At 45.1% G+C, this 21,950-nt stretch carries 28 protein-coding genes; 12 read left to right on the top strand and 16 right to left on the bottom strand.

Annotated elements, in window-relative coordinates:
• Window positions 1–112 precede the first annotated feature (112 nt).
• Window positions 113–271, bottom strand: coding sequence for a hypothetical protein (locus F6K46_RS07015; RefSeq protein ID WP_158069796.1), 159 nt, complete (start codon window positions 269–271; stop codon window positions 113–115).
• A gap of 319 nt (window positions 272–590) precedes the next feature.
• On the opposite strand from F6K46_RS07015, the gene F6K46_RS07010 reads away from it, so the two are divergent.
• Together F6K46_RS07010 and F6K46_RS07005 are read left to right on the top strand one after the other, a co-directional pair.
• Window positions 591–797 (top strand): hypothetical protein, encoded by a 207-nt coding sequence (locus tag F6K46_RS07010; RefSeq protein ID WP_143727810.1) that lies wholly within the window; start codon window positions 591–593, stop codon window positions 795–797.
• A 463-nt stretch (window positions 798–1,260) separates the two neighbouring features.
• A complete protein-coding gene (locus tag F6K46_RS07005) occupies window positions 1,261–2,316 on the top strand; it encodes a Fe(3+) ABC transporter substrate-binding protein (RefSeq protein ID WP_075903366.1) in 1,056 nt (351 codons plus the stop codon).
• On the opposite strand, the gene F6K46_RS07000 is transcribed toward F6K46_RS07005, so the two are convergent.
• Together F6K46_RS07000 and F6K46_RS06995 are read right to left on the bottom strand one after the other, a co-directional pair.
• Window positions 2,286–2,444 (bottom strand): hypothetical protein, encoded by a 159-nt coding sequence (locus F6K46_RS07000; RefSeq protein WP_158069795.1) that lies wholly within the window; start codon window positions 2,442–2,444, stop codon window positions 2,286–2,288. The two genes, F6K46_RS07005 and F6K46_RS07000, sit on opposite strands and share 31 nt — an antisense overlap.
• A gap of 47 nt (window positions 2,445–2,491) precedes the next feature.
• A complete protein-coding gene (locus F6K46_RS06995; RefSeq protein ID WP_293053048.1) occupies window positions 2,492–4,168 on the bottom strand; it encodes an iron ABC transporter permease in 1,677 nt (558 codons plus the stop codon).
• Between the two features lie 277 nt (window positions 4,169–4,445).
• Here F6K46_RS06995 and F6K46_RS06990 point away from each other — a divergent pair, with 277 nt between their 5' ends.
• Window positions 4,446–5,831 carry an aldehyde dehydrogenase gene (locus tag F6K46_RS06990; RefSeq protein ID WP_075903362.1) on the top strand — a complete coding sequence of 462 codons (1,386 nt, stop codon included), beginning with the start codon at window positions 4,446–4,448 and terminating at the stop codon, window positions 5,829–5,831.
• Here the strand turns inward: F6K46_RS06990 and F6K46_RS06985 are convergent.
• The 5 genes from F6K46_RS06985 to F6K46_RS06965 form a co-directional block, all read right to left on the bottom strand.
• Window positions 5,821–6,009: a hypothetical protein gene (locus tag F6K46_RS06985; protein ID WP_293053043.1), complete on the bottom strand. Its 189-nt coding sequence runs from the start codon at window positions 6,007–6,009 to the stop codon at window positions 5,821–5,823. The genes F6K46_RS06990 and F6K46_RS06985 overlap by 11 nt on opposite strands.
• Window positions 6,010–6,127: 118 nt before the next feature.
• On the bottom strand, window positions 6,128–6,865 hold the full coding sequence (locus tag F6K46_RS06980; RefSeq protein WP_293053040.1) for a hypothetical protein: 738 nt from the start codon (window positions 6,863–6,865) through the stop codon (window positions 6,128–6,130).
• Window positions 6,866–7,096: 231 nt separating this feature from the next.
• Window positions 7,097–7,270 (bottom strand): hypothetical protein, encoded by a 174-nt coding sequence (locus tag F6K46_RS06975; protein ID WP_293053037.1) that lies wholly within the window; start codon window positions 7,268–7,270, stop codon window positions 7,097–7,099.
• Between the two features lie 359 nt (window positions 7,271–7,629).
• Entirely contained in the window at window positions 7,630–7,812 is a 183-nt protein-coding gene (locus tag F6K46_RS06970; protein WP_293053034.1) for a hypothetical protein, read from the bottom strand.
• Window positions 7,813–7,989: 177 nt separating this feature from the next.
• The gene (locus F6K46_RS06965; RefSeq protein WP_293053031.1) at window positions 7,990–8,346 is read right to left on the bottom strand and encodes an SH3 domain-containing protein; all 357 of its coding nucleotides are present in this window, start codon (window positions 8,344–8,346) and stop codon (window positions 7,990–7,992) included.
• Between the two features lie 256 nt (window positions 8,347–8,602).
• Between F6K46_RS06965 and F6K46_RS06960 the strand changes: the two genes are divergently transcribed.
• Window positions 8,603–8,779 (top strand): hypothetical protein, encoded by a 177-nt coding sequence (locus F6K46_RS06960; protein WP_293053028.1) that lies wholly within the window; start codon window positions 8,603–8,605, stop codon window positions 8,777–8,779.
• 108 nt (window positions 8,780–8,887) lie between these two features.
• Here F6K46_RS06960 and F6K46_RS06955 read toward each other — a convergent pair whose 3' ends face one another.
• Window positions 8,888–9,067 (bottom strand): hypothetical protein, encoded by a 180-nt coding sequence (locus F6K46_RS06955; protein ID WP_293053025.1) that lies wholly within the window; start codon window positions 9,065–9,067, stop codon window positions 8,888–8,890.
• A 570-nt stretch (window positions 9,068–9,637) separates the two neighbouring features.
• Entirely contained in the window at window positions 9,638–10,258 is a 621-nt protein-coding gene (locus F6K46_RS06950) for a class I SAM-dependent methyltransferase (protein ID WP_293066552.1), read from the bottom strand.
• A gap of 97 nt (window positions 10,259–10,355) precedes the next feature.
• Here F6K46_RS06950 and F6K46_RS06945 point away from each other — a divergent pair, with 97 nt between their 5' ends.
• Complete coding sequence (locus F6K46_RS06945) at window positions 10,356–10,514, top strand: hypothetical protein (protein ID WP_293066555.1); 159 nt, start codon at window positions 10,356–10,358, stop codon at window positions 10,512–10,514.
• 56 nt (window positions 10,515–10,570) lie between these two features.
• Here F6K46_RS06945 and F6K46_RS06940 read toward each other — a convergent pair whose 3' ends face one another.
• On the bottom strand, window positions 10,571–12,187 hold the full coding sequence (locus F6K46_RS06940; protein ID WP_293066558.1) for a radical SAM protein: 1,617 nt from the start codon (window positions 12,185–12,187) through the stop codon (window positions 10,571–10,573).
• A gap of 293 nt (window positions 12,188–12,480) precedes the next feature.
• Between F6K46_RS06940 and F6K46_RS06935 the strand changes: the two genes are divergently transcribed.
• From F6K46_RS06935 to F6K46_RS06920, 4 genes are all read left to right on the top strand, one after another.
• Window positions 12,481–15,021 (top strand): penicillin-binding protein 1A, encoded by a 2,541-nt coding sequence (locus F6K46_RS06935; protein WP_366510843.1) that lies wholly within the window; start codon window positions 12,481–12,483, stop codon window positions 15,019–15,021.
• Window positions 15,022–15,189, top strand: coding sequence for a hypothetical protein (locus F6K46_RS06930; protein WP_293066561.1), 168 nt, complete (start codon window positions 15,022–15,024; stop codon window positions 15,187–15,189).
• Between the two features lie 187 nt (window positions 15,190–15,376).
• Complete coding sequence (locus F6K46_RS06925) at window positions 15,377–15,568, top strand: hypothetical protein (protein WP_293066563.1); 192 nt, start codon at window positions 15,377–15,379, stop codon at window positions 15,566–15,568.
• Window positions 15,569–16,170: 602 nt separating this feature from the next.
• Entirely contained in the window at window positions 16,171–17,181 is a 1,011-nt protein-coding gene (locus F6K46_RS06920) for a glutathione S-transferase family protein (RefSeq protein WP_293066566.1), read from the top strand.
• Here the strand turns inward: F6K46_RS06920 and F6K46_RS06915 are convergent.
• Complete coding sequence (locus F6K46_RS06915; protein WP_293066568.1) at window positions 17,159–17,338, bottom strand: hypothetical protein; 180 nt, start codon at window positions 17,336–17,338, stop codon at window positions 17,159–17,161. The two genes, F6K46_RS06920 and F6K46_RS06915, sit on opposite strands and share 23 nt — an antisense overlap.
• A 189-nt stretch (window positions 17,339–17,527) precedes the next feature.
• On the opposite strand from F6K46_RS06915, the gene F6K46_RS06910 reads away from it, so the two are divergent.
• Window positions 17,528–17,662: a hypothetical protein gene (locus tag F6K46_RS06910; RefSeq protein ID WP_293066571.1), complete on the top strand. Its 135-nt coding sequence runs from the start codon at window positions 17,528–17,530 to the stop codon at window positions 17,660–17,662.
• On the opposite strand, the gene F6K46_RS06905 is transcribed toward F6K46_RS06910, so the two are convergent.
• Entirely contained in the window at window positions 17,652–18,092 is a 441-nt protein-coding gene (locus tag F6K46_RS06905; RefSeq protein ID WP_293066574.1) for a hypothetical protein, read from the bottom strand. The two genes, F6K46_RS06910 and F6K46_RS06905, sit on opposite strands and share 11 nt — an antisense overlap.
• Window positions 18,093–18,623: 531 nt before the next feature.
• Here F6K46_RS06905 and F6K46_RS06900 point away from each other — a divergent pair.
• The gene (locus tag F6K46_RS06900) at window positions 18,624–18,839 is read left to right on the top strand and encodes a hypothetical protein (RefSeq protein ID WP_293066576.1); all 216 of its coding nucleotides are present in this window, start codon (window positions 18,624–18,626) and stop codon (window positions 18,837–18,839) included.
• Between the two features lie 355 nt (window positions 18,840–19,194).
• On the opposite strand, the gene F6K46_RS06895 is transcribed toward F6K46_RS06900, so the two are convergent.
• From F6K46_RS06895 to F6K46_RS06885, 3 genes are all read right to left on the bottom strand, one after another.
• Window positions 19,195–19,341: a hypothetical protein gene (locus tag F6K46_RS06895; RefSeq protein ID WP_293066578.1), complete on the bottom strand. Its 147-nt coding sequence runs from the start codon at window positions 19,339–19,341 to the stop codon at window positions 19,195–19,197.
• Window positions 19,342–20,059: 718 nt separating this feature from the next.
• Window positions 20,060–20,635 (bottom strand): transposase, encoded by a 576-nt coding sequence (locus F6K46_RS06890; RefSeq protein ID WP_075902257.1) that lies wholly within the window; start codon window positions 20,633–20,635, stop codon window positions 20,060–20,062.
• A gap of 97 nt (window positions 20,636–20,732) precedes the next feature.
• Window positions 20,733–21,083 carry a hypothetical protein gene (locus tag F6K46_RS06885; RefSeq protein ID WP_293066580.1) on the bottom strand — a complete coding sequence of 117 codons (351 nt, stop codon included), beginning with the start codon at window positions 21,081–21,083 and terminating at the stop codon, window positions 20,733–20,735.
• 177 nt (window positions 21,084–21,260) lie between these two features.
• On the opposite strand from F6K46_RS06885, the gene F6K46_RS06880 reads away from it, so the two are divergent.
• Window positions 21,261–21,515 carry a hypothetical protein gene (locus F6K46_RS06880; RefSeq protein WP_293066583.1) on the top strand — a complete coding sequence of 85 codons (255 nt, stop codon included), beginning with the start codon at window positions 21,261–21,263 and terminating at the stop codon, window positions 21,513–21,515.
• Window positions 21,516–21,950 lie beyond the last annotated feature (435 nt).

Below are 21,950 nucleotides of genomic sequence, written 5' to 3'. Positions count from 1 at the left end.
GCAGCGCTCACGAAATAGGTAGGGAATAGGGAACAGGGAATAGGGAACAGGGAATAGGGAATAGGGCAAAAATTCTGTGTACCTCATAGCTAGGAAAAACGCTATAGCATTTTTATTTGAGATGTAAACATAGGATTGATGGTGAAAGGGAGCAGGGAGCTGAGGCCGTGGGCCACGCGGGGCGCGTTCGGAGCTTCGGAGCAGGGAGTAGGGAGTAGGGAGCAGTAGGAAAGAGATCCAAAGAGTTTTTGATGTGATCAGAAATTAGCATTGGTTTTCATGATATTTTTATAAATGCTATATCGCCTTGCATCGCTTTTTCCATGAATCCTAGTTTCACATCTCAAATTAAAACCCTATAATGTGACTATAAACGTTATCATAAACGTTATCATATCGGTGATATAAAACACACTTCAGTTAATAATAAATAACAAAAAACAAGCGGTCATAAACGAAGTTATTAACTAAACTTGAGATATCGCAATTCTCATCACGAGTGAGGTACACAGGATTTTTGGTGTTGCTGAATCTTTGAATGAATAGGAGTAGAGTGGGCATCCTGCCCGCGCGGAGAGGAAACGGGCAAGATGCCCGTTCCACCAAGATGCCCATTCCACGGCAAGATGCCCGTTCCACCAAGATGCCCGTTCCACCAAGATGCCCATTCTACGGCAAGATGCCCATTGCACAAAACTTTTAAAATCATTCCATTATTAAGCAACGCCGGATTTTTTACCACTCCCCCCACTCCCCACATTCTTACTCCGACTCCCGACTCCCGACTCGCTCAGTAGTCAGTAGCCGCTAAATCTTATCAATTGTAGTAATGCTGGTAAGGGTGTTGCCAAATTTCAGGCACGAAGAATTGCTAAACCCTTTATCTCAAAAGGTTTTTCAGTCCCTGTTTCCTAAGGGCGGAAGTTCCATCCTGGGTGCAGCGCTATAACTTTCAGCTCTATTCCTCTGAAAAATTTTTGGATAAATTTCTGATAAGCCATTAAAAATATTCTATTATAATGAGTAAAGTTCCTCTTCTACACACTGACCTAATCATCTACTATAGGGTCAAGTATATAGTCAAATCAGGTAATTGAAAGGATTTATCTGGCATTCGACCGTCTAAGGTAGTTTACAAAATTCCCAAACTAATCGATAATTTATTTCGATAGCAGTAGGTATGGTAACTCAGGTGCTGGATTACCATACCTACTGCATAAGTTTAGCGATAATCCTAAGGAGAGAAAGTAGTAGTTGCTGATGAACATCAATAGAAGAAATATCTTACTAGCAGGTGGTACAGCCATGGCGGCTTACACCTTGGGTGAACTGGGTAAACCTCGTAGAGCAGTCGCCCAGAATGAGGTAGTCAATGTCTACTCCTCTCGTCACTACAAGACGGATGATGACTTGTACGACAACTTCACCCGCATCACTGGTATTAAAGTGAATCTGATTGAGGGGAAAGCAAATCCATTAATAGAACGGATTAAAAGTGAGGGAGCCAATAGCCCTGCTGATGTCTTAATCACTGTTGACGCTGGTCGTCTGTGGAAAGCTGACCAGGCTGGTATTTTTGCCCCGGTTAATTCATCGGAACTCAACTCCAAGATTCCCGCTAACCTGCGACACCCTGACAATCACTGGTTTGGCTTCACTAAGCGAGCGCGGGTGATTATGTATAACAAAGACAGAGTCAACCCTGCGGATCTGTCAACCTACGAAAATTTGGCTGATCCCAAATGGCAAGGTCGCATTGCTATCCGCTCATCGAGCAACGTCTATAATCAGTCTCTGGTGGCGTCACTGATTGCTAGCCTGGGTGTACCAGCAGTAAAATCATGGGTCGAGAGCTTTGTGGGTAACTTTGCTCGCAAGCCTCAGGGTAATGATCGAGCCCAAATTGAAGCGGTTGCTGCTGGGATTGCAGATATTGCGATCGCAAATACTTATTATCTACCTCGCTATATTAAATCCGATGAACCTGCCAAGCAGGCGATATTCAAGAAAGTTGGTGTATTTTTCCCCAATCAGCAAAACCGGGGTGCCCACATTAATATCAGTGGTGGCGGCTTGGTGAAAACAGCTCCTAATCCAGGAAATGCTATCAAATTCTTAGAGTATCTAACTAGCCCTACGGCTCAGACCTTCTTTGCTCAAGCTAATAGCGAATATCCAGTGGTTCCTGGAACACCGATTGATCCGGTACTTGCGGGCTTTGGTTTTCCTTTTAAGGAAGATCCAACCAGTGTTTCCCAATATGGTCCCAATAGTGCTACAGCAGTTCAACTGATGGATATTGCTGGTTGGGTATAACAGTTGTAAATTAGGTGAAGTACTGTCGTATTAGGGAGTAGGGAGTAGGGAGTCGGGAGTAGCGCGCAGAAAGCAAAAACTCCTCTTTTCTCTGTTCCCTGTTCCCTTTTTTTTGATTCCAACACCATGAATAATTTAGAATTTAGAATTTAGAATTTAGAATTCTGCATTAAAATTATTTCTGAGATTTAGCAATCTTTAAACTCAATAAAATTACTGGAATAATTCCTACTAAAACAATCGCTAAGGCTGGTGCTGATGCCTGTATTAATCGTTCATCGGAGGCATACTGGTAAACTCGTACTGCCAGGGTGTCAAAATTAAACGGTCGCATGATCAGAGTTGCTGGTAACTCTTTCATGACATCCACAAACACTAACATGGCTGCTGTCAACAATCCTCCCCACATTAATGGGGCGTGAACTTTAATTAGGGTCAGCGTAGGTCCATAACCGAGACTGCGAGAGGCATCATCTAAACTAGGCTTGATCTTACCTAGGCTGGATTCAACGGTATTAAATGAAATTGCTAGGAAGCGTACAAGATAGGCGTATACTAAAGCAATGATAGTGCCACTGAAAAGTAAACCAGTGGATAAGCCAAAGGTTGCCCGCATCCAGCTGTCAATGGTATTGTCCAACTGACCTAAGGGCATTAAGACACCAACTGCAATCACTGAACCAGGGATAGCGTAACCCATGGCAGCAGTGCGTACTGCTAAGCGCATCCCTAGTTTGGGCACTAGACGTTGCCCATAAGCCATGACTAATGCTAAGACCATGGCAATGGCAGCTGTTGTAATGGCTAATAGTAAACTATTTGTAGCTAGCTGCCAAAAATTATCATCTAAGGTTTCCTCAGCATTTTTAATGGTCATGTGCAGCAAAAATGCTGCGGGTGCTAAAAATCCAAGAGCAATAGGAAGCAAACAGGCTAACAGCGCGAGGATACCTCGACCCCCAGTTAGTGAAAATGGCTTGATTGGTTGGTAACTACTGCCAGTCTCATAGTAGCGAGATTGCTTACGAGACCAGCGTTCTAGTAGAATTAAAACAATTATGAATAGTAGCAAACAGGCGGCTAGTTGAGCAGCGGCTGACCTCTCACCCATACCTAACCAGGTACGATATATCCCTGTCGTGAAGGTACTGACACCGAAATACTCTACTGTCCCAAAGTCGCTTAGGGTTTCCATCAGTGCTAAGGCCAAACCTGCCATGATCGCTGGTCTAGCTAGGGGTAGAGCCACGGTGAAGAAGCCACGCCAAGGGCTGCATCCGAGGGAACGAGCAGCTTCTAGGGTACGCACGGATTGCTCTAGGAACGCTACCCTGGTGATCAGGTAAACGTAGGGATAGAGTACTAGAGACAACATTGCGATCGCACCCCACAGAGACCGGACATTGGGAAACCAATAATCCTGCACGCTAGTCCAGCCAAACAGCTGCCGCAGCCAGGTCTGTACGGGTCCAAAAAAGTCCAGCATATTGGTGTAAGTATAGGCAAGTAAATAGGCTGGTGCTGCCAGAGGCAGTAGTAGCGCCCATTCAAACACCCGGCTTCCCCAGAAGCGACACATGGTTACTAGCCATGCTGTTGAAACCCCAAGGATTAATACTCCACTACCTACACCTAGGATTAACCAAACGGAGTTGGCAATGTAACTGCCTAAGACAGTGGAGACTAAATGACTCCATACTTCTGAAGAATCGGAGAACATACTGCCCAGCACAAATAGGACTGGTGCGCAAATTAGGAGTGCGATCGCAATTACCGAGACTGTCCAACCAGGCAAACCCAGACGATGCCATGGTTTGTTACCGCTCAATAGTGCTGAAATTTTTAGTGGCATCGGGAGTTTTCAGACGTAATGATTACTTTAGGACTTACGAAGTTTCGTTGGTTTTGCCCCCCTAACCCCCCAAATCTGGGGGGGACAAAGTCACGAAAGTCCCCCAAAGTTGGGGGATTTAGGGGGCAATGGGTAAGTCATGTACTTAATGGTTTCAGGGAGCTGAATTGATTCAACTCTTGCAAGTCTTTAGCAATAAACTATCCTATCAAATAATTGCTAACCTTGAACCAGAAGAAAATGATTTTTTTTTTCCGTTCAGGGGTTAAATTTTAAGATGCTTGAACTACAAACCAGTCAAGTCAAAGATATTTTGGCTCAGCAGCGCAATTTTTTCAGCACCGGTAAAACCAAAGATGTGGCATTCCGGATCGCCCAACTCAAGCGCCTCAAGCAAGTTATTTTAGAAAATGATGCTGCCATTTTAGAAGGCTTGAAAGCCGACCTGCACAAGGCGGAATTTGAATCTTATGCTACCGAAATTATCCTGGTGCAGGAAATTGATCACACCCTCAAGCATATTAAATCCTGGGTCAAGCCCAAAAGAGTCCCGGTCTCAATGGCAAATTTTCCAGGCTCGGGTCAAATTTATCCCGAACCCTTGGGAGTAGTACTGATTATCAGTCCCTGGAACTATCCATTTGCTCTAGCCATTGCTCCTTTAGTGGGTGCGATCGCAGCCGGAAACTGTTGCGTGATCAAACCCTCTGAAATCTCCCCTCACACCTCTGGTGCGATCGCAGAGATTATCCAGAAAAACTTTGACCCTAGCTATATTGCTGTAGTGGAAGGGGGAGTAGAAACCAGTCAGGAACTGTTAGCAGAAAAATTCGACCATATCTTATTCACTGGCAGCACCCAAGTTGGCAGAATTATCATGACTGCTGCTGCCAAACACCTAACCCCAGTCACCCTAGAGTTGGGGGGTAAAAGTCCCTGCATTGTGGAGACAGATGTGCCGATAGAGACTACAGCAAAACGAATTGTTTGGGGTAAGTTTATCAATGCCGGTCAAACCTGCGTTGCACCAGACTATCTGCTGGTCAATCGGGAGATTAAATCTGATTTACTCCAGGAAATCAAAGCCTGTATCCATAAATTTTATGGAGATGATCCCGCCACAAGTCCAGATTATGCTCGAATTATCAGTGATAAACATTATCAGCGTTTGAGTAGCTTACTCAACGATGGTGAGATTATAATTGGTGGACAAACTAATGCAGAAGACCGCTATATTGCTCCAACGGTCATCGACAATATTTCCTTAGAGGATAAAGTGATGGAAGAGGAAATCTTTGGTCCGATTCTACCTGTGATTGAATACAGTAATTTAGATGAAGCGATTGGGATAGTTAACCAAAGACCAAAACCCTTAGCCCTATATTTTTTCTCCAGAGACAAATCAAAGCAACAGCAGGTTTTGCAACAGACCTCTGCTGGTGCTGTTTGCTTGAATGAAACAGTTATGCATCTAAATGTTCCTTCCTTACCATTTGGTGGAGTTGGTGATAGTGGCATGGGTGCTTATCATGGTAAAGCTGGTTTTGATACCTTTTCTCACCAAAAAAGCGTGCTGAAGAAGTCCTTCTGGCTGGATTTGCAGTTGCGCTATGCTCCCTACAAAGACAAACTGGAACAGATCAAGAAATTTGTTAGTGGTTAGCGATTCTTGGATTTAGGGAGCGGGGAGTCGGGAGTCGGGAGTCGGGAGTCGGGAGTCGGGAGTCGGGAGTCGGGAGTCGGGAGATAGCGCCGTCTTGGGGAGTCAGTTGCTGATCTCCCCATCTCCCCATCTCTTCATCTCCCCATCTCTTCATCTCCCCATCTCCCCATCTCTTCATCTCCCCATCTCCCCATCTCCCCACACTTCCCACACTTCCCACACTTCTCACACTTCCCATCTCCCCATCTCCCCATCTCCCCATCTCCCCACACTGGGCGCGGCGCTATAACTAATCGCTAATAATCGGACTTCTTATGATCATCCTCAGACCAGACTGCACTGGCTAAGCCACTCCAGCAGATCATCTTCCATTTAGCCATGGATAGTTTAGGAATTTTAGCAACGAATAGCCAGTCAGAGTAATCTAGGTGCTCATAGATACCATCTTTGGCACCACTATGATTCAGCCAGCCCCAGCCAGAGATACCTTTATAGCCCCGGTGCTCCGTATCATCACCAAACCGGAAGGAGTATTCATGTTTACCGAAGTAGTCTACTAAATCAAAGGACTTGAACTTCTTAGACTTGATTGTCCCCTTACCCATGCCAATGTTGTACTTGCCATAGGCTTTCTCCGTGACATAGGCATCGTTGTCTTTATGTCCCACAACTTTGTAGGTAAAGTCGATATCCCAGTAGTCAGTTGTTCCTGGTTTGTAATTCTTCCCTTCTTTTTGTCCACCGAAAGCTTTTCCGTGGATGTGGATCTCACCTGTGCTGGTGTAGTCGAGCCATACCTCTGCCCCCTTGTACTCAAAATCAAAGGTATAGATATCTCTAGGATTACCAGTGAGCAGTCCATCAAGACGCAAACCATAAGGTGGCGGACTGGCACTAGCATCAGGGTGATTGCAAAGTTGAAAGGTACACTTTTGTGGCGCAAATGTGGGCTTGAATGATAAGGGAACTAAAAAATTGATCGGAATCTCAAACTCACAGTTGTAAGCCGATTCTTGGATATTTTCGTCAGGCATGATTTGCCCTCCAACAGGTAGTTTTGCAGGTAGTGTTAATCTCTCCCAATGATGTCATAAGTTACTAACATGTTGCGGTACCCTTAAGGGTACCTTTTAGTTAACCTTAGCAAGAGACTGGTTAAGAAAAACCCCCTGACTTGGTAAGCCAAGGGGGATTTGAGGAACTAATTTCTATGAAATAATTTAAAGCCAGCCGTCAAAGATTCCTGTCAAAAGTTACTAAAGAGACTAAGTGGCAGGTACTTCACCTGGCTCATTACCCACTCCGTTCTCTTCAATGCCCATTTCCTCATACTTAGTAAAGCACTGACGCTTAGCCGCTACAGCTAGGTCAAGTACAATGGGTACTTCTAATTTGATGGGAACTTGGAACACACAGGGTTTATCGTATTTGTAAGGCATAGGTTTAACCTCTTGCTGTAATTAATTTCAATCAACACATTTATATAATGTCAAATAATTCTCTGGCTTGGCAGTACCCTTAAGGGTACCTTTTATAAACTGATAATAAGATGGCATAAATTAGCCTCGGTATTGGTGGGCATTGCTCATTTAATTTATAGGCTCACTAATTTTAATCTTCCTGAGCAATGCCCACCCTACGATTTTGATCTGCTTCGGTATTGGTGGGCATAATTATCGGTTAATGTCGAAAATAAAAATTCCTCCATCCTGAGGTCAGAATGGAGGATAGAGAGGAGATATAGGACTTAATTAATGCCCAGAATTTAAAAGCTAGCCGTCAAAGATTGCTAAAGAGATTAAGTGCTAGGTACTTCAGCTTTATCACGACCACCTCCGTTACCTTCTGCCTCTTCGATGCCCATTTCTTCATACTTAGTAAAGCACTGACGCTTAGCCGCTACAGCTAGGTCAAGCACAATGGGTACTTCTAATTTGATGGGAACTTGGAACACACAAGGTTTATCGTATTTGTAAGGCATGGGTTTTACCTCTTGCTGTAATTAATTTCAATCAACACATTTATATAATGTCAAATAATTCTCTGGCTTTACAGTACCCTTGAGGGTACCTTTTATGTTAAGGATGATTAAGATTAATTTATTTTAAGGATAGCATTTTTATAAATGCTATCCTTTAGTTTTTACCCATCCACCTCCTTAATCATTAATGGGAGCACATTCAACCTTGAGTAAATCTTCGCGAATCCATCCTTTGGCACCACTTACTGGAAAACCTACTCTGTGCCAACCATAGCCAACCCTGTCTATTTTGTAATCTGGCTCTGGAGGAGTTGCTGTTAGGACGTAGACATTATCACCGACTAAACCATAACCCAAGCTTCTATAATTAGTTCCTGCTCCAGAACGTAAGGTGATCCGAGAATTGGGGTTGCTAGCAGTTAGAGTGGCTCGACAGTGGGAACGCTCACTAGGAAAAGTATGCTGAGCAAAAGCCTCAGTTGTAGGGACGGTAACTGCAGCAGCTGTAGCTAGTAATAAGATTGCTTTTTTCATTTGTTTTCTCCAATCATCGATGTTTCTTATTTACTAGTAAAATAGAAATAACAGTTGGAGTGATTGGAGACAGTGCCAGTTTATCAGTAGTCCTAACGGTTACAGCAATAAAACATTATTTTTCCATAGTTAACACTGTTGCTAGTAAAGACAATTGAGAAATTGGTCTATGGTGGTCTTGTGAGGGGAGAATAGGGAATAGGTAATAGGGAATAGGTAATAGGGAATAGGTAATAGGTAATAGGGAGATGGGGAGATGGGGAGATGGGGAGATGGGGAGATGGGGAGATGGGGAGATGGGGAGATGAGGAGATGGGGAGATGGGGAGATGGGGAGATGGGGAGATGAGCAACTGCATTCTTACTTAATTAACTCTTGCCTTTTGCCTGTTGCCTCTTGCCTTGGGCATAGCACTATATCAGCAAAAGACTGACAAAAAAATCCCCTGGCTTGATCAGCCTAGGGGTATTGCAGGGATTAATTACTATGAACTAATTCAAAGCCAGCCGTTAAAGATTCCTTTCAAATATGCCTAAAGGTACTAAGTGCCAACCGGTTCGGCTGGCTCAGTATCTCCGCTACCTTCGGTCTCAATGAGCTCCATCTCCTCATATTTGTCAAAGCACTTACGCTTAGCAGCGACAGCGATGTCGAGAACAATGGGTACTTCTAATTTGATCGGAACTTGGAACACACAGGGTTTATGATATTTGTAAGGCATGGGTTTTACCTCTTGCTGCAATTAGGTTTCATCAACACATTTCTAGAATGTCAGATCTAACTCTGGCTTAACAGTACCCTTGAGGGTACCTTTTATGTTAAGGATGATTAATGTTAAGTTATTTTAACTAGTTAACCGGTGTCTTTTTGACCTGACGGAGTGAGAAGCAGCATTGTTAGCTTTACTGGGTGTTGGCTGTGGGCAAACGGGTGTAGGGCTATTTTGAAAATTAACGAAGTAGAGAACAAATATTACTCCACCCTAGAGCTGAGGGGGTGACATGAGCCCTGAAAAGCTTACTAGGTAAGGCTTTGATGCCAATTATTTCAGGAAAGATAAACTCCCAAATTGACCCTTCTTTGATGTTCTGGACGCTCAAACCCTTATAACTACGTCCAAGGTCGGTCCAAAACAGCATGTATCTTTTTGTAACAGATGAGCTGAATATCTTACCCAGTAAGGATTTTAGCTTGCATGTCACCCCCCCAGACCCTAGAGTCGAATGTTAGGTACAACTAATCTGAGTTCCCTACTCCCTACTCCCTATTCCCTACTCCCTCAAAACCTAACCTAATTTAAAACCGTTTCACTACTACGGCAAATTAATCCTTCTGAGCCAAAATGTGTGTAAGAGTATGGATTATTCTGATCTGGCCATAGTTGTTGGCCTTTCTCAACTCCAATTTCTTTGACTACCTCTAACTTACCGTCATCGATCGCTTCATTAACTGCCCTATAGACGCTTTCCCATGCTCCATAATCATCAAAAATTATCAATGCATTATTAAATCGCTTTAAACAGTTATCAATATCTTGTTTGATATACTCGTATTTATGACGTGCATCTATTAAAACCACATCAGCAGGAAAGGTTAACTGATTCCAATCAGAAGTATACACATCAAATTTTTGGAATTTTACATGGGAATTAAAAATATTGTTTAGTCTTGCTACTCTCAGGTAGCTATCGTTAACATCTAAACCCAGATATTGATTGAAGTGATCCGCTAGGTGCTTTGCGGTCAAACCTTTGTAACATCCCACCTCTAATAAGTTATATTGTTTTTTTGGGAAAAACTGTTTGACATGATCACGGAATTGTTGACTAACTGTCCAACAATCTTTTCTTTTATCTACAGGTAGGACTATATCCTGCCATGTATTCTGTATTTCATTGAAGATTTCAATCATAGGTTGTAATTAGTAAAAGTAATAAATCTAAGCATTCAGCCGTCAGCCGTCAGCCGTCAGCTTATTTTATTCAAAAGCTGTTCGGAGCTCAAGTAGTGTGGCCACAGGCCTTTGGCTGATAGCTGATACGCGACACGCTGAATGCTTAATAATAAATAGCAAAGGGCACAGGGAGTCGGGAGCGGTGCGACCCGTGGCGAATTTAATTCGCCTACGGAAAGCGCACCGAGGGAGTCGGGAACTTTGGCTCAAATAGGTACCCCGTTTAATAAAATAACTGACTTTCTACACTTCCCACACCTCCCACAGGCCCTATTCCCCATTCCCTAACCCCACAGCTGTAGCAGCACCTAAGTGCTTGAGCAAGGTGGCTTGGGGAAGTGGCCCAAGCAGATGACTCCAAGGCAACACTTGTTCTGTTGACCAGTCGGTATAGACGTAGAAGTCTAGTTCAGGTAACTGTCCTCGCAATTGTTTAAAGGCACGGCGGAAACTGCCTAGGGAATCGCCATAATGCCTGGTTAGTTCTAAGAGTTGGGATAAGCGACGATCCCCTCGGGAAATGAGTGCTTGAATGACTGACCAGTTGTAGCTTTCTGGTCGAAAGTCTATGGCTTGCGATCGCAATTTTTTCTGCAACAACTTGAGGCGCTTCTGGGCTTGGGGATTGACACCAAACCACTGAAAGGGTGTATGAGCTTTGGGCACAAAGGTAGAGCAACCGAGGGTTAAGCCTAGACCGGGCGCTGCTTTCTTAATCTGTTCCATCATCGCTACAGTTTCTTCAACATCTGCTATTTCCTCTCCCGGAACTCCTACCATCCCGTAGAGTTTCAGACGTTTTAATCCCCCTGCTTTAGCATTCACTGCTGCCTGGATAATTTGGTCATTAGTGAGCTTCTTATTAATAATCTCGCGCAACCGTTGTGAGCCACTTTCTACTGCAATCGTAATCGAACGGGTGTTACGTCTAGTTAGGGTTTGGGCTAGCTTTTCAGTAACTGTATTGGTTCGCACTGAGGCAATACTCAAGCGCACATGGTCGTATTGTGGCTGATTTAGGTAATCTAACAACACATCAAACTCGGGATGCTGGGTGACGGATGCTCCCAGTAAGCCAATCCGGTCTGTTACCTTTAATCCCCGTTCTATAGCTGGAATCAAAGAATCGATCGCGCTAGGAGTACGAAATGGTAAAGTAAGGTAACTGGCCAGACAAAAGCGACACATTTCTGGACAACTGCGCACTACTTCTACCATGTAGATGTTTTCCCAAGCCGCTTTTTCGGTGACCACTGTGGAAGCAGACAGGGTATTGCCCCGATAGGTCTGTTTAGAGACGGTGCCAGGAATCTGATCAGACACTGGTTTAATGGATGCGATCGCACTCGTTAGGTCATGGTAGGTTACGTCATATAAACTAGGTATATAAACTCCAGGGACTTGAGCCAAATGCTGCAATTGAGTATTACGTTCAGCAGTCCGAACCTCTTGATACGCATCGATAAAATTATCTAGCAGGATTTCCCCATCTCCGAGCAAAATCACATCAAAGAAGTCAGCAAAGGGTTCTGGATTAGCCGTTAACACGGGACCGCCACCAAACACTAGGGGATGGCTAGAGTCCCGTTGTGCTGAGTATAGGGGTATCTCCAAAAATTCCAATCCCCCTAAGATATTGACATAATCCAATTCCCATGATATAGAATAACCTAGTAATTCTGGCTGTCTCGGTAATGGCTCATGGTAATCGGTGAACAAGCGGCTGACCCTTAAGTCAGGGCGCAAGGCTAAAGATGCCCACACTATCTGATAGCCAAGACTAGTAATACCTATACTGTATTGATTAGGAAAGGCAAAGATAGTAGGAATGGCATGGTCGTCAGGAGTGGCTGGTGTAAACAGAAGACGTTCGGAGGAAAATACCACAGGGTTTAAAGAGGACGTATTGGATTGAAAAATCGCAAAAAATAACGTTTAGTTTAATATTTCCATTATGCTTTGGTCATGATTAGTCGCTCACCCTAGGCTTAACTAGTAGTGGAAAATAACCAATAATGAATGACCAATGACATCATGACTACTACGTATAAATCCTGATTTTAGGGAAGCAGAAGGAAAAAAGTTACAGATTCACTAAATTTAAAATTTTAAGCCCTAAAATAGACAACAAGTTATACGACAACATGTTATGGCTGCTTTTGTATTGCTAAGGAGTTGATGTGTCAATATTTTCCCCGAAGCCCCAAGATCGGCATAGCCACAACTCTGGGAATCTCTCAAAGAAACTGGCGAAAAAATCGGATTTGAATCAGAGTGTTGAGTCTAATGATGGCAAGCACCCCTCACCAAAGCCAAGACGGCGGAAGCGACCGAGGGTAGTTGCCCAAACTCTCAACGGAATTAAGCGTGTATCTAGTACGGTTATCAAACCGCTAATTGGACCAAAAGCAATCTATCGTCGCTCCTGGTTTTGGATCGGACTAGGGGTGGGTGGCAGTGCGATCGCATTGGGTTGGGGTTGGCAAAAGCTAGAAAGCTCTCTGCCAGATTCTACTAAGGATGTCTTGACCTATGTTCGAGATGACACGATCACGATTAAAGCTGCCGACAGCACTATTATCCAGCAAATTGGGCCAGCTAGCCATGAGACCCTCAAGATTTGGGAAATACCCGAAACCCTGATGGAAGCCTTCATTGCGATTGAAGACCAACGCTTTAAAGAGCATAAAGGGGTAGATTCCCAGGGTATTCTCCGTGCTACTGTGGCTAACCTCAAAGCTGGGGGAGTAGTAGAAGGAGGTAGCACGATTACCCAGCAACTTGCTAGAATTGTCTACTTTGATCACGAACGCAGCATCGTACGCAAACTCAAAGAAATGCGCATGGCGCAGAAAATTGAGCAGGATTTGAGCAAAGATCAAATCCTGGAGCGTTATTTAAACCTAGTCTATTTGGGTTCCGGTGCTTACGGGATTGCTGATGCGGCTTGGGTCTATTTTAGTAAACCGGTAAAAGACCTGACCTTGGGAGAAATGGCAACACTGGCGGGATTACCCCCAGCTCCTAGTGTTTACTCGCCATTGTTGGAGGGCAAAATCAATAGCTCTAGGCAAAAAGCAGCCAAAGAGCGTCGTGATGTAGTATTGCAGCGGATGTTGGAAAATGGCTACATCTCCCAGGCTGAAGCCAACAAAGCCATGGCCGAGCCCCTGAGTATTAAGCCAAGCCAACCGAAGCGACTGGAGCGTAAAGCATTCTATTTCACGGAATATATTCAACAAGAATTGCCCAAATACGTTTCCAAAGAAGTACTGGCTAAGAAAGGGCTGACTATTGAAACTACAATTAATTTAGAGTGGCAAGATGCTGCTGAAACTGCTGTCCAAAAGACCATGAAAACCTATGGTCGTTACCAACGGTTTGGACAAGCTGCACTAGTTGCCGTCGATCCCCGCAATGGTCAGATCAAAGCTATGGTTGGGGGTAAGGATTTTAATGACCTAGATAGCAATAATTACCTCAATCGGGTCACCCAAGCTCAGCGTCAGCCTGGTTCTACATTCAAAACATTCGTGTATACCGCAGCATTAGCAACAGGGATGTCTCCCTATAAAGGCTACATGGATGCCGGATATATAGTAGATGGTTACGAACCTAAAAACTACAGTGAGAGATTCCGGGGTTCGATCTCAGTGCGGGATGCCCTGATTTCTTCGATAAATGTGGTAGCAGTTAAAACCCTAGTGGATGTGGGCTGGGAGCCGATCATCAAACTGGCTCAAAAAATGGGGATTAAATCTAAACTCCATCCCACCTACTCCCTAGCCTTAGGAGCATCTGAGGTAAACCTGTTAGAACTGACCAGTTCCTATGGCACCTTAGCTGCCCAAGGCATTCACCACGATGCTCATGGGATTAGCCGCATTATTGACCAGCACGGTAACGTGATTTACGACCACAAAGTCGAGGGTGAGCGAGCTATTGATGCAGAAACAGCAGCCATTGTGACCTGGATGCTCAGGGGTGTGGTTACCGGGGGTACTGGGACAGCGGCTCAAATTGGACGACCAGCAGTTGGCAAAACCGGCACTACGGATGATGCCCGTGACCTCTGGTTTGTGGGCTATATTCCCCAATTAGTCGCTGGGGTTTGGTTAGGTAATGATGATAACAAGCCTACCAAGGGTTCTAGTGCAACTGCTGCTGCCACCTGGCGTCAGTTCATGTTGGAGGTAATCGAAGACTTAGACCGTGAGTCCTTTACTGAGCGCCCCAGGAAGTTATCCGGTCGGGAAGCTACCATTGAAGCTCAGCCGATTAAACCTAAACGAGTTATTAACAAAAAATTTGTTCCCACTACCGTTACCGCTTCCACAACTCGGTCAAGGAGAAGAACGAGTTCAAGACGAGGTAGTTCAACCAGAAGAGCCAGTTCTACACGGCGTCGTAGTAATCGGGTCAGGGTGTCTAGGAAAAGCTCTCAACCCAAACGGTATTACCGTCGCAAAGCAACAACTAAACGGTCTTATCCCCGTAAAAGTACTACCAGACGCTATACGCCCAGAAACACTGCCCCGAGACGGTCAGCACCAGCAAAGCGCAGGTATTCACCAGCACCAGCAAGGCGCAGAACAGCACCAGCACGAGCACGGCGCAGGCCAGCACCAGCACCGAGAGTTGCTCCTAAACCGGTGGCTCGTCCTAAGCCTCAACGCAAGCCAGCAGGAGGTCCGTTAGCTCCCCCAGCAGCTAGAAAGTAGGTGCTGTTAGCCGTCAGCGGTCAGCGGTCAGCGGTCAGCGGTCAGCCATCACCCGTCAGCCATCACCCGTCAGCCATCACCCGTCAGCTTTGTGGCACAGGCTTTGGCCTTGGCCAAAAGGCCACGCTACGCGAATGGCCACGCTGTGCGAACGAGGCTGGGAAGTAGCTCATAAGCTGAATAGTGATAGCTGATAGCTGATAGCTGATAGCTGAATACTGATAGCTGAATACTGATAGCTGAATACTGATAGCTGAATACTGATAGCTGAATACTGATAGCTTATAGCTTACGGTATCGAAGCCATCATGCTGGATGGTACGATAACCGAAATACGAGAAAATCTAAACTGGCTATGTATGTATTGATGGAAGCAGGCAGTTTTCCCTTGTGGTTTACCCTAGTGTATGTTGTGGGTTTTGTGGCAGCAGTTGTGATTGGCTCGATTGCTTGGTACAACTCTAAACGTCCTGCTGGTTGGGAAGGGTCAGACACTCCTAATTGGGTACCAAAGATCGATGATCCAGAAGATAATTCTAAGGGTTAGTTGACAGTAGGCAAAAGTATCACAAAGGTTGCCAAAGCCTCAAGTAATTTGCTATACTTTAACTATGATATTAGTGCCACGACCTTGTCTTAATTAAAATTTCCCGAAAACCAAGGGTTTTGTAGTGACATTGGATCTGGTTCTAAAAATTTAATCGCGCACGAGGAATATTTCTTCGTGCTTTGGGAGATACCCCCTGGCTGAGGAATCAGCTTGCATTGGCGGGCTAAAGTTTATCTTGGTAGACTTTGGTAGCTAAAAAGTATCGGAGAAGAAACCTAACAGACGTTAGTTTGGTTGGGAAAACCGGAAGATTTGACTCAAAAATAACCGTGACTTACACTGTTGAAGTCACGGTTATTTTTTAGCCCTATTAGGGTAATCAGGCCACTGGTCAGAATTTGTTGGTATCGTATATATAGCACTACGCATTAAGGTGTTTGACATTGATACAAACAGCAAAAGCTGTTATAGAAAACTTTTGCCTTTTGCCTTTTGCCGTCTTGATGCAGTCGCTCATGGGGGAAACCCCCAAGACCGCGCTGCATCGCTTTTGCCTTTTGCCTTGCCCGTAGCGCTATATGTCTTACTAAACTCCTATCATGACCAGAGCTGCTGAAACTAAGAAGAAAGGCAAGTCACTCCCACCATCACTAATCATCAGGTTGGGAAAGTTTGTCTGGACAACTCTCTGGCAAATGATGATGTCGAAGCTGGCTCCACGGAATAATTCTGGAGAGTACATTCGCCCGAAGAGCGAGTTTAGGAATTTTATTGGCACAGAAGCAGAGAATTCTTACCAACCCGAAGCAGGACGCTACTGTCTTTATGTAGGACTTGGTTGTCCTTGGGCGCACCGCACTCTCGTGGTAAGGGCACTGAAGGGACTCAAAGAGGCAATACCGGTATTCATTGCCTCTCCTTCTTCAAATCAGGGGATTTGGGTATTTAATGAGCAGCAAGAAGGCTGCGACACGCTTCCTGAGCTTTACGACCTGGCACAAACAGGCTACAACGGTCGTTGCACAGTTCCAGTGCTGTGGGATAAACATAGCAAAACCATTGTCAACAATGAGAGTGCAGAAATTATCGTAATGCTGAACTCACAGTTCAATGAGTTCGCTACTAATCCTACCCTAGACCTTTATCCAGAGGAACTAAAGGAAACCATTGATGGGTGGAATGAGACTATCTACCACACGGTGAATAATGGGGTCTATCGCTGCGGTTTTGCCCAGACCCAAGAAGCTTATGAGAAAGCTTGCGATCAGCTATTCACAACCTTGGATAAGATTGATCGAGCCCTGGAGACCAGTAGATACCTGTGTGGGGATAGGGTAACCCTGGCAGATGTGCGTCTATTTACCACTCTGTTCCGTTTTGATGTGGTCTATTATGGATTGTTCAAGTGCAACCGTTTCAGAATTCAGGACTACGATAACTTAGGCCCCTACCTGCGTGACTTGTATCAGCTTCCCGGAGTTGCTGATACCTGTAGCTTGGAGGATGTCAAGCGCGATTACTACGGCAATCTTTTCCCCCTCAATCCAGGTGGAATTATTCCCAGTGGTCCTGATTTGGCTAGCCTGCTTAAACCTCATGGTAGGGAATAGGGAGTAGGGAGTAGGGAGTAGGGAGTAGGGAGTAGGGAGTCGGGAATCGGGAATCGGGAGTCGGGAGTCGGGAGTCGGGAGTCGGGAATCGGGAATCGGGAATCGGGAATCGGGAGTCGGGAGTAGGGAGTCGGGAGTCGGGAACAAAAATTCTCACAATTTATTTAGGTACCCTATAGTGTTGATTGAATTGGATGCGTTCGCGTAGCGTGGCCAAAGGCCATCGCACTCAGCGGTTCACCCTTACACTAATCACAAGTATAGTAATACTAACTACAGTGGTTCTTATAGTAGCGATGCAGCCCGGTCTTGTGGGAAACCCCCACTCGCGCTTTGGATCAAGACAATGAGATACACAAAAATTTTTCCCTGTTCCTTGCTTTCGATTCCCGACTCCCGACTCCCGACTCCCGATTCCCGATTCCCGATTCCCGATTCCCGATTCCCGATTCCCGATTCCCGATTCCCTTTTAATAGTTAAAAGGATATAATTTTTTTACCGATTGCCGAGATAGAACAACAATCGTTAAAACTCCAACAAGTGTGCCAAATGGTCTGAACCAGCAGAGTAGGCAAGCTATCATAAACGAAAACCAATAATTCTTGCTTTTTCTGAGCATATATCCAGAGAGAATGATAGCAAAAGCAAAGACTTCTCCAAGGATGAAAAGTATGGCACCAGAAATGACCAGCAAATAGCCAGGCAAGTCAGATGACACATTTCGTGATAACTTAAACCACTCTGATAACTCTCCTGATAAGTCTGCCGGAATTGAGTCAGTTGCACCAATCATGAACAGACCAAAAGGGATATACAACATTAGTATAAACAGGGAGTAAAATCCAAAAAATCCCCCAAACATATAGTGAGTCCATGATAATAGTGTTAACTGCTTTTTAGGATTTCTCATAACTAGAAATTAGTCGAATTCCCAAACTTCCCAAACTGTCCCAACTTAGCACACCTCCCACACTTACCTTCAAGACTCTCTAGGTGACCAAAAGCCTGAGTGTGAACTGGTGCAGCTCGATTCAATGCCAAAAATTTTCCTAGTTTAACTCCCTTCGTCATCACCGAAAACTCAAGAACTGTTTTACCTTCACCATATTTCCTCGCTCGACCCTCAGGCTCAGGAGATTTTTCTAGTGCGATGCTCCTTTGGAGCCGCTACGCGAACGCATTTTGTAGTACGCATTTTGTAGGGTGGGCATTGCTTGAAACCAACTCCCAATCCTGCCGGAATTGATCTGAGTGCGTACGCTTTTGTAGGGTGGGCATTGCTTGAAACCAACCTCCAACCCTGCTGGAATTTACCAGAGCAATGCCCACCAACCAGGGTATCCATTGCTGGTTTCCAACTTCCAAACATTCCGGAATTGATTAGTGCGTACGCTTTTGTAGGGTGGGCATTGCTTGAAACTTCACGGGGTGACAACAAAGTATGCATTTTGTAGGGTGGGCATTGCTTGAAACCAACTCCCAATCCTGCCGGAATTTACCGGAGCAATGCCCACCAAGCAGTAAGCATTTAGTAGGGTGGGCATTGCTTGAAATCAACCCCCAACTCTGCCGGAATTTACCGGAGCAATGCCCACCAACCAGGGTGCATTTTGTAGTGCGATGCTCCTTTGGAGCCGCTACGCGATCGCTTTTGTAGCTTTTGTAGGGTGGGCATTCCTTGAAACCAACCCCCAATCCTGCCGGAATTGACCAGAGCAATGCCCACCAACCAGGGTACCTATGCCTCCCAAACCTTCCGGAATTCACCATTACTTTGCCCACCCAAAGCATTGCTTGAAACCTCACGGGGTGACAACAAAGTATGCATTTTGTAGGGTGGGCATTGCTTGAAACCAACCCCCAACCCTGCCGGAATTTACCGGAGCAATGCCCACCAACCAGGGTACCTATGGCCGGTTTCCAACTCCCAAACATTCCGGAATTGACATCACTATTTGCCCACCCTACGATTGTCATTATTGGTGGGCATTGCCCATGTCATTGCTCGGCCTTCAATCATGGTCTTGATCCGCAATGCCCACCCTACGATTGTCATTATTGGTGGGCATTGCCCATTTCATTGATCGGTTTTCAATCATGATCTCAATCAGCAATGCCCACCCTACGATTCTGGTTGGGTCTTGGTGGGCATTGCCCATGTCATTGATCGGTTTTCAATCATGATCTCAATCAGCAATGCCCACCCTACGATTCTGGTTGGGTCTTGGTGGGCATTGCCCATGTCATTGATCGGTTTTCAATCATGATCTCAATCAGCAATGCCCACCCTACGATTCTGGTTGGGTCTTGGTGGGCATTGCCCATGTCATTGCTCGGCCTTCAATCATGATCTCAATCAGCAATGCCCACCCTACGATTGTCATTATTGCTGGGCATTGCCCATGTCATTGCTCGGCCTTCAATCATGATCTCAATCAGCAATGCCCACCCTACGATTGTCATTATTGCTGGGCATTGCCCATGTCATTGATCGGTTTTCAATCATGATCTCAATCAGCAATGCCCACCCTACGATTGTCATTATTGGTGGGCATTGCCCATGTCATTGCTCGGCCTTCAATCATGATCTCAATCAGCAATGCCCACCCTACGATTGTCATTATTGGTGGGCATTGCCCATGTCATTGCTCGGCCTTCAATCATGATCTCAATCAGCAATGCCCACCCTACGATTGTCATTATTGGTGGGCATTGCCCATGTCATTGCTCGGCCTTCAATCATGATCTCAATCAGCAATGCCCACCCTACGATTGTCATTATTGGTGGGCATTGCCCATTTCATTGATCGGTTTTCAATCATGATCTCAATCAGCAATGCCCACCCTACGATTGTCTAGCCACCAACCGTTGATAATTCACTCACCAACCTTGGCTCCAATTTCCGAAAAATCTGGAACTAATGGTTGTCTCCCCCAGCAACAACAACCCCAATCGATCTGATACTGACCTGTTTCAACCCATCTGGTGAAACTCGAATACTCCCACCGATGAGGACAAGATACCAACCCATGCTTAACCGGATTGTAATGAATATAATCTAAAGCCTGTTGGAAGTCAGATTCATCTCGAATCACATGCTCCCAAAATCGGCGCTGCCAAACATTACTTTCTCTGTGTTTACGACGGGATGCCGATACATTCTGTGGCTTGAATTTTTTACCCCGTAGCGATCGCGTAAACAACACCTTAAACCGAGAAACCCGGTAGGAATAAGCTGTATCCCCTGGGGGTAGAGTCCACAAGAAATGAATATGGTCAGGTAAAACAACTGCACCAGTAATTTCAAAAGGTCTCTCAGTGCGAGTTTTAGCAAGTGCAGCACGCAAATAAGCAATTGTTTCGGGTTCGGAAAACAGAGGGGTGCGGTCGTAGGTTACCAGAGTCAGAAAAAAGGTTCCACCTGGGACATAGGCTCGACGATATTCGGGCATGGTTGTGGATTGCTGGGCATTGCGGATTTAATTTCTAGGCTAACTAATGTTGAACTTGCTGAGCAAGACCCACCCTAGGATTCTTGTCTGGTTCAGCTTACGCTTTTGTAGGGTGGGCATTGCTTGAAACCAACCCCCAACCCTGCTGGAATTCACCTGAGCAATGCCCACCAACCAGAGCATTTTGTAGGGTGGGCATTGCTTGAAACCAACCCCCAATCCTGCCGGAATTGATCTGAGCAATGCCCACCAACCAGAGCATTTTGTAGGGTGGGCATTGCTTGAAACCAACCCCCAATCCTGCCGGAATTGATCTGAGCAATGCCCACCAACCAGAGTAGCTTGTAGGGTGGGAAAAGCCTTTTTCCAACTCGCCTACCTGCCCAAAGTCACCGGAGCAATGCCCACCAACCAGGGTACCCATTGCCTTTTGGGTCTTGGTGGGCATTGCTCATTTATTTTATAAGCGAACAATTTTGATACTTATCAGCAATGCCCACCCTACGAGTCTTGGGTCTCCCAATCCTGCCGGAATTGATCTGAGCAATGCCCACCAACCAGAGTAGCTTGTAGGGTGGGAAAAGCCTGTTTCCAACTCGCCTACCTGCCCAAAGTCACCTGAGCAATGCCCACCAACCAGGGTACCCATTGCCTTTTGGGTCTTGGTGGGCATTGCCCATTTATTTTATCAGCGAACAATTTTGATATTTATCAGCAATCCCCACCCTACCATTCTTCCGGAATTCACATTAGGGTATTGGTGGGCATTGCTCATTTATTTTATCAGCGAACAATTTTGATAGTTATCAGCAATGCCCACCCTACGAGTCTTGGGTCTTGGTGGGCATTGCCCATTTATTTTATCAGGGAACAATTTTGATAGTTATCAGCAATGCCCACCCTACCATTCTTCCGGAATTCACATTAGCAATGCCCACCCTATGATGTTTATATTAAAAATCAAAAATTACCTAACAAAATTACTAATTTTTATTTTTAAAATCCCAAACTAGTCAATTTTTTAAAATTGTAAATAAATATTAAAATTTAAAAAATACTCTTGACTTTTTCCAAGATATTAGTAATAATAAAAATGTCCGCTATTTCGATAAGATTCTTGGACAAAAAGCCGCGCTTATAGCTTGCCACCTGGAAGCGCGGCTTATATCCCCAAGCAAACACTATGTTTGATTGGGTAAGTCAGCAGGGTTACCCCCGCTTCGTCCCCTAAGCACCGTGCGAACAAGTCTCCAAGTACACGGCGCAACTAACTCCAAAAGAACTCATTTATCACTGCCTTCTCTTTTCTTAGATT

The organism is Moorena sp. SIO3E8 (assembly GCF_010692445.1).
Lineage (GTDB): Bacteria > Cyanobacteriota > Cyanobacteriia > Cyanobacteriales > Coleofasciculaceae > Moorena > Moorena bouillonii.
The sequence above is the reverse complement of the archived record's forward strand: the minus strand, read 5'-3'. Positions and strand labels throughout refer to the sequence as shown.

Excerpts from the sequence above, each read along its gene's own strand:
- F6K46_RS07015 (WP_158069796.1), bottom strand. The coding sequence starts at position 271 with ATGCTAATTTCTGATCACATCAAAAACTCTTTGGATCTCTTTCCTACT.
- F6K46_RS07010 (WP_143727810.1), top strand. The coding sequence starts at position 591 with ATGCCCGTTCCACCAAGATGCCCATTCCACGGCAAGATGCCCGTTCCA.
- F6K46_RS07005 (WP_075903366.1), top strand. The coding sequence starts at position 1,261 with ATGAACATCAATAGAAGAAATATCTTACTAGCAGGTGGTACAGCCATG.
- F6K46_RS07000 (WP_158069795.1), bottom strand. The coding sequence starts at position 2,444 with ATGGTGTTGGAATCAAAAAAAAGGGAACAGGGAACAGAGAAAAGAGGA.
- F6K46_RS06995 (WP_293053048.1), bottom strand. The coding sequence starts at position 4,168 with ATGCCACTAAAAATTTCAGCACTATTGAGCGGTAACAAACCATGGCAT.
- F6K46_RS06990 (WP_075903362.1), top strand. The coding sequence starts at position 4,446 with ATGCTTGAACTACAAACCAGTCAAGTCAAAGATATTTTGGCTCAGCAG.
- F6K46_RS06985 (WP_293053043.1), bottom strand. The coding sequence starts at position 6,009 with ATGAAGAGATGGGGAGATGGGGAGATGAAGAGATGGGGAGATGAAGAG.
- F6K46_RS06980 (WP_293053040.1), bottom strand. The coding sequence starts at position 6,865 with ATGCCTGACGAAAATATCCAAGAATCGGCTTACAACTGTGAGTTTGAG.
- F6K46_RS06975 (WP_293053037.1), bottom strand. The coding sequence starts at position 7,270 with ATGCCTTACAAATACGATAAACCCTGTGTGTTCCAAGTTCCCATCAAA.
- F6K46_RS06970 (WP_293053034.1), bottom strand. The coding sequence starts at position 7,812 with ATGCCTTACAAATACGATAAACCTTGTGTGTTCCAAGTTCCCATCAAA.
- F6K46_RS06965 (WP_293053031.1), bottom strand. The coding sequence starts at position 8,346 with ATGAAAAAAGCAATCTTATTACTAGCTACAGCTGCTGCAGTTACCGTC.
- F6K46_RS06960 (WP_293053028.1), top strand. The coding sequence starts at position 8,603 with ATGGGGAGATGGGGAGATGGGGAGATGGGGAGATGGGGAGATGGGGAG.
- F6K46_RS06955 (WP_293053025.1), bottom strand. The coding sequence starts at position 9,067 with ATGCCTTACAAATATCATAAACCCTGTGTGTTCCAAGTTCCGATCAAA.
- F6K46_RS06950 (WP_293066552.1), bottom strand. The coding sequence starts at position 10,258 with ATGATTGAAATCTTCAATGAAATACAGAATACATGGCAGGATATAGTC.
- F6K46_RS06925 (WP_293066563.1), top strand. The coding sequence starts at position 15,377 with ATGTATGTATTGATGGAAGCAGGCAGTTTTCCCTTGTGGTTTACCCTA.
- F6K46_RS06920 (WP_293066566.1), top strand. The coding sequence starts at position 16,171 with ATGACCAGAGCTGCTGAAACTAAGAAGAAAGGCAAGTCACTCCCACCA.
- F6K46_RS06910 (WP_293066571.1), top strand. The coding sequence starts at position 17,528 with ATGAGATACACAAAAATTTTTCCCTGTTCCTTGCTTTCGATTCCCGAC.
- F6K46_RS06905 (WP_293066574.1), bottom strand. The coding sequence starts at position 18,092 with ATGAGAAATCCTAAAAAGCAGTTAACACTATTATCATGGACTCACTAT.
- F6K46_RS06900 (WP_293066576.1), top strand. The coding sequence starts at position 18,624 with ATGCATTTTGTAGGGTGGGCATTGCTTGAAACCAACTCCCAATCCTGC.
- F6K46_RS06895 (WP_293066578.1), bottom strand. The coding sequence starts at position 19,341 with ATGGGCAATGCCCACCAAGACCCAACCAGAATCGTAGGGTGGGCATTG.
- F6K46_RS06890 (WP_075902257.1), bottom strand. The coding sequence starts at position 20,635 with ATGCCCGAATATCGTCGAGCCTATGTCCCAGGTGGAACCTTTTTTCTG.
- F6K46_RS06885 (WP_293066580.1), bottom strand. The coding sequence starts at position 21,083 with ATGCCCACCAAGACCCAAAAGGCAATGGGTACCCTGGTTGGTGGGCAT.
- F6K46_RS06880 (WP_293066583.1), top strand. The coding sequence starts at position 21,261 with ATGCCCACCAACCAGGGTACCCATTGCCTTTTGGGTCTTGGTGGGCAT.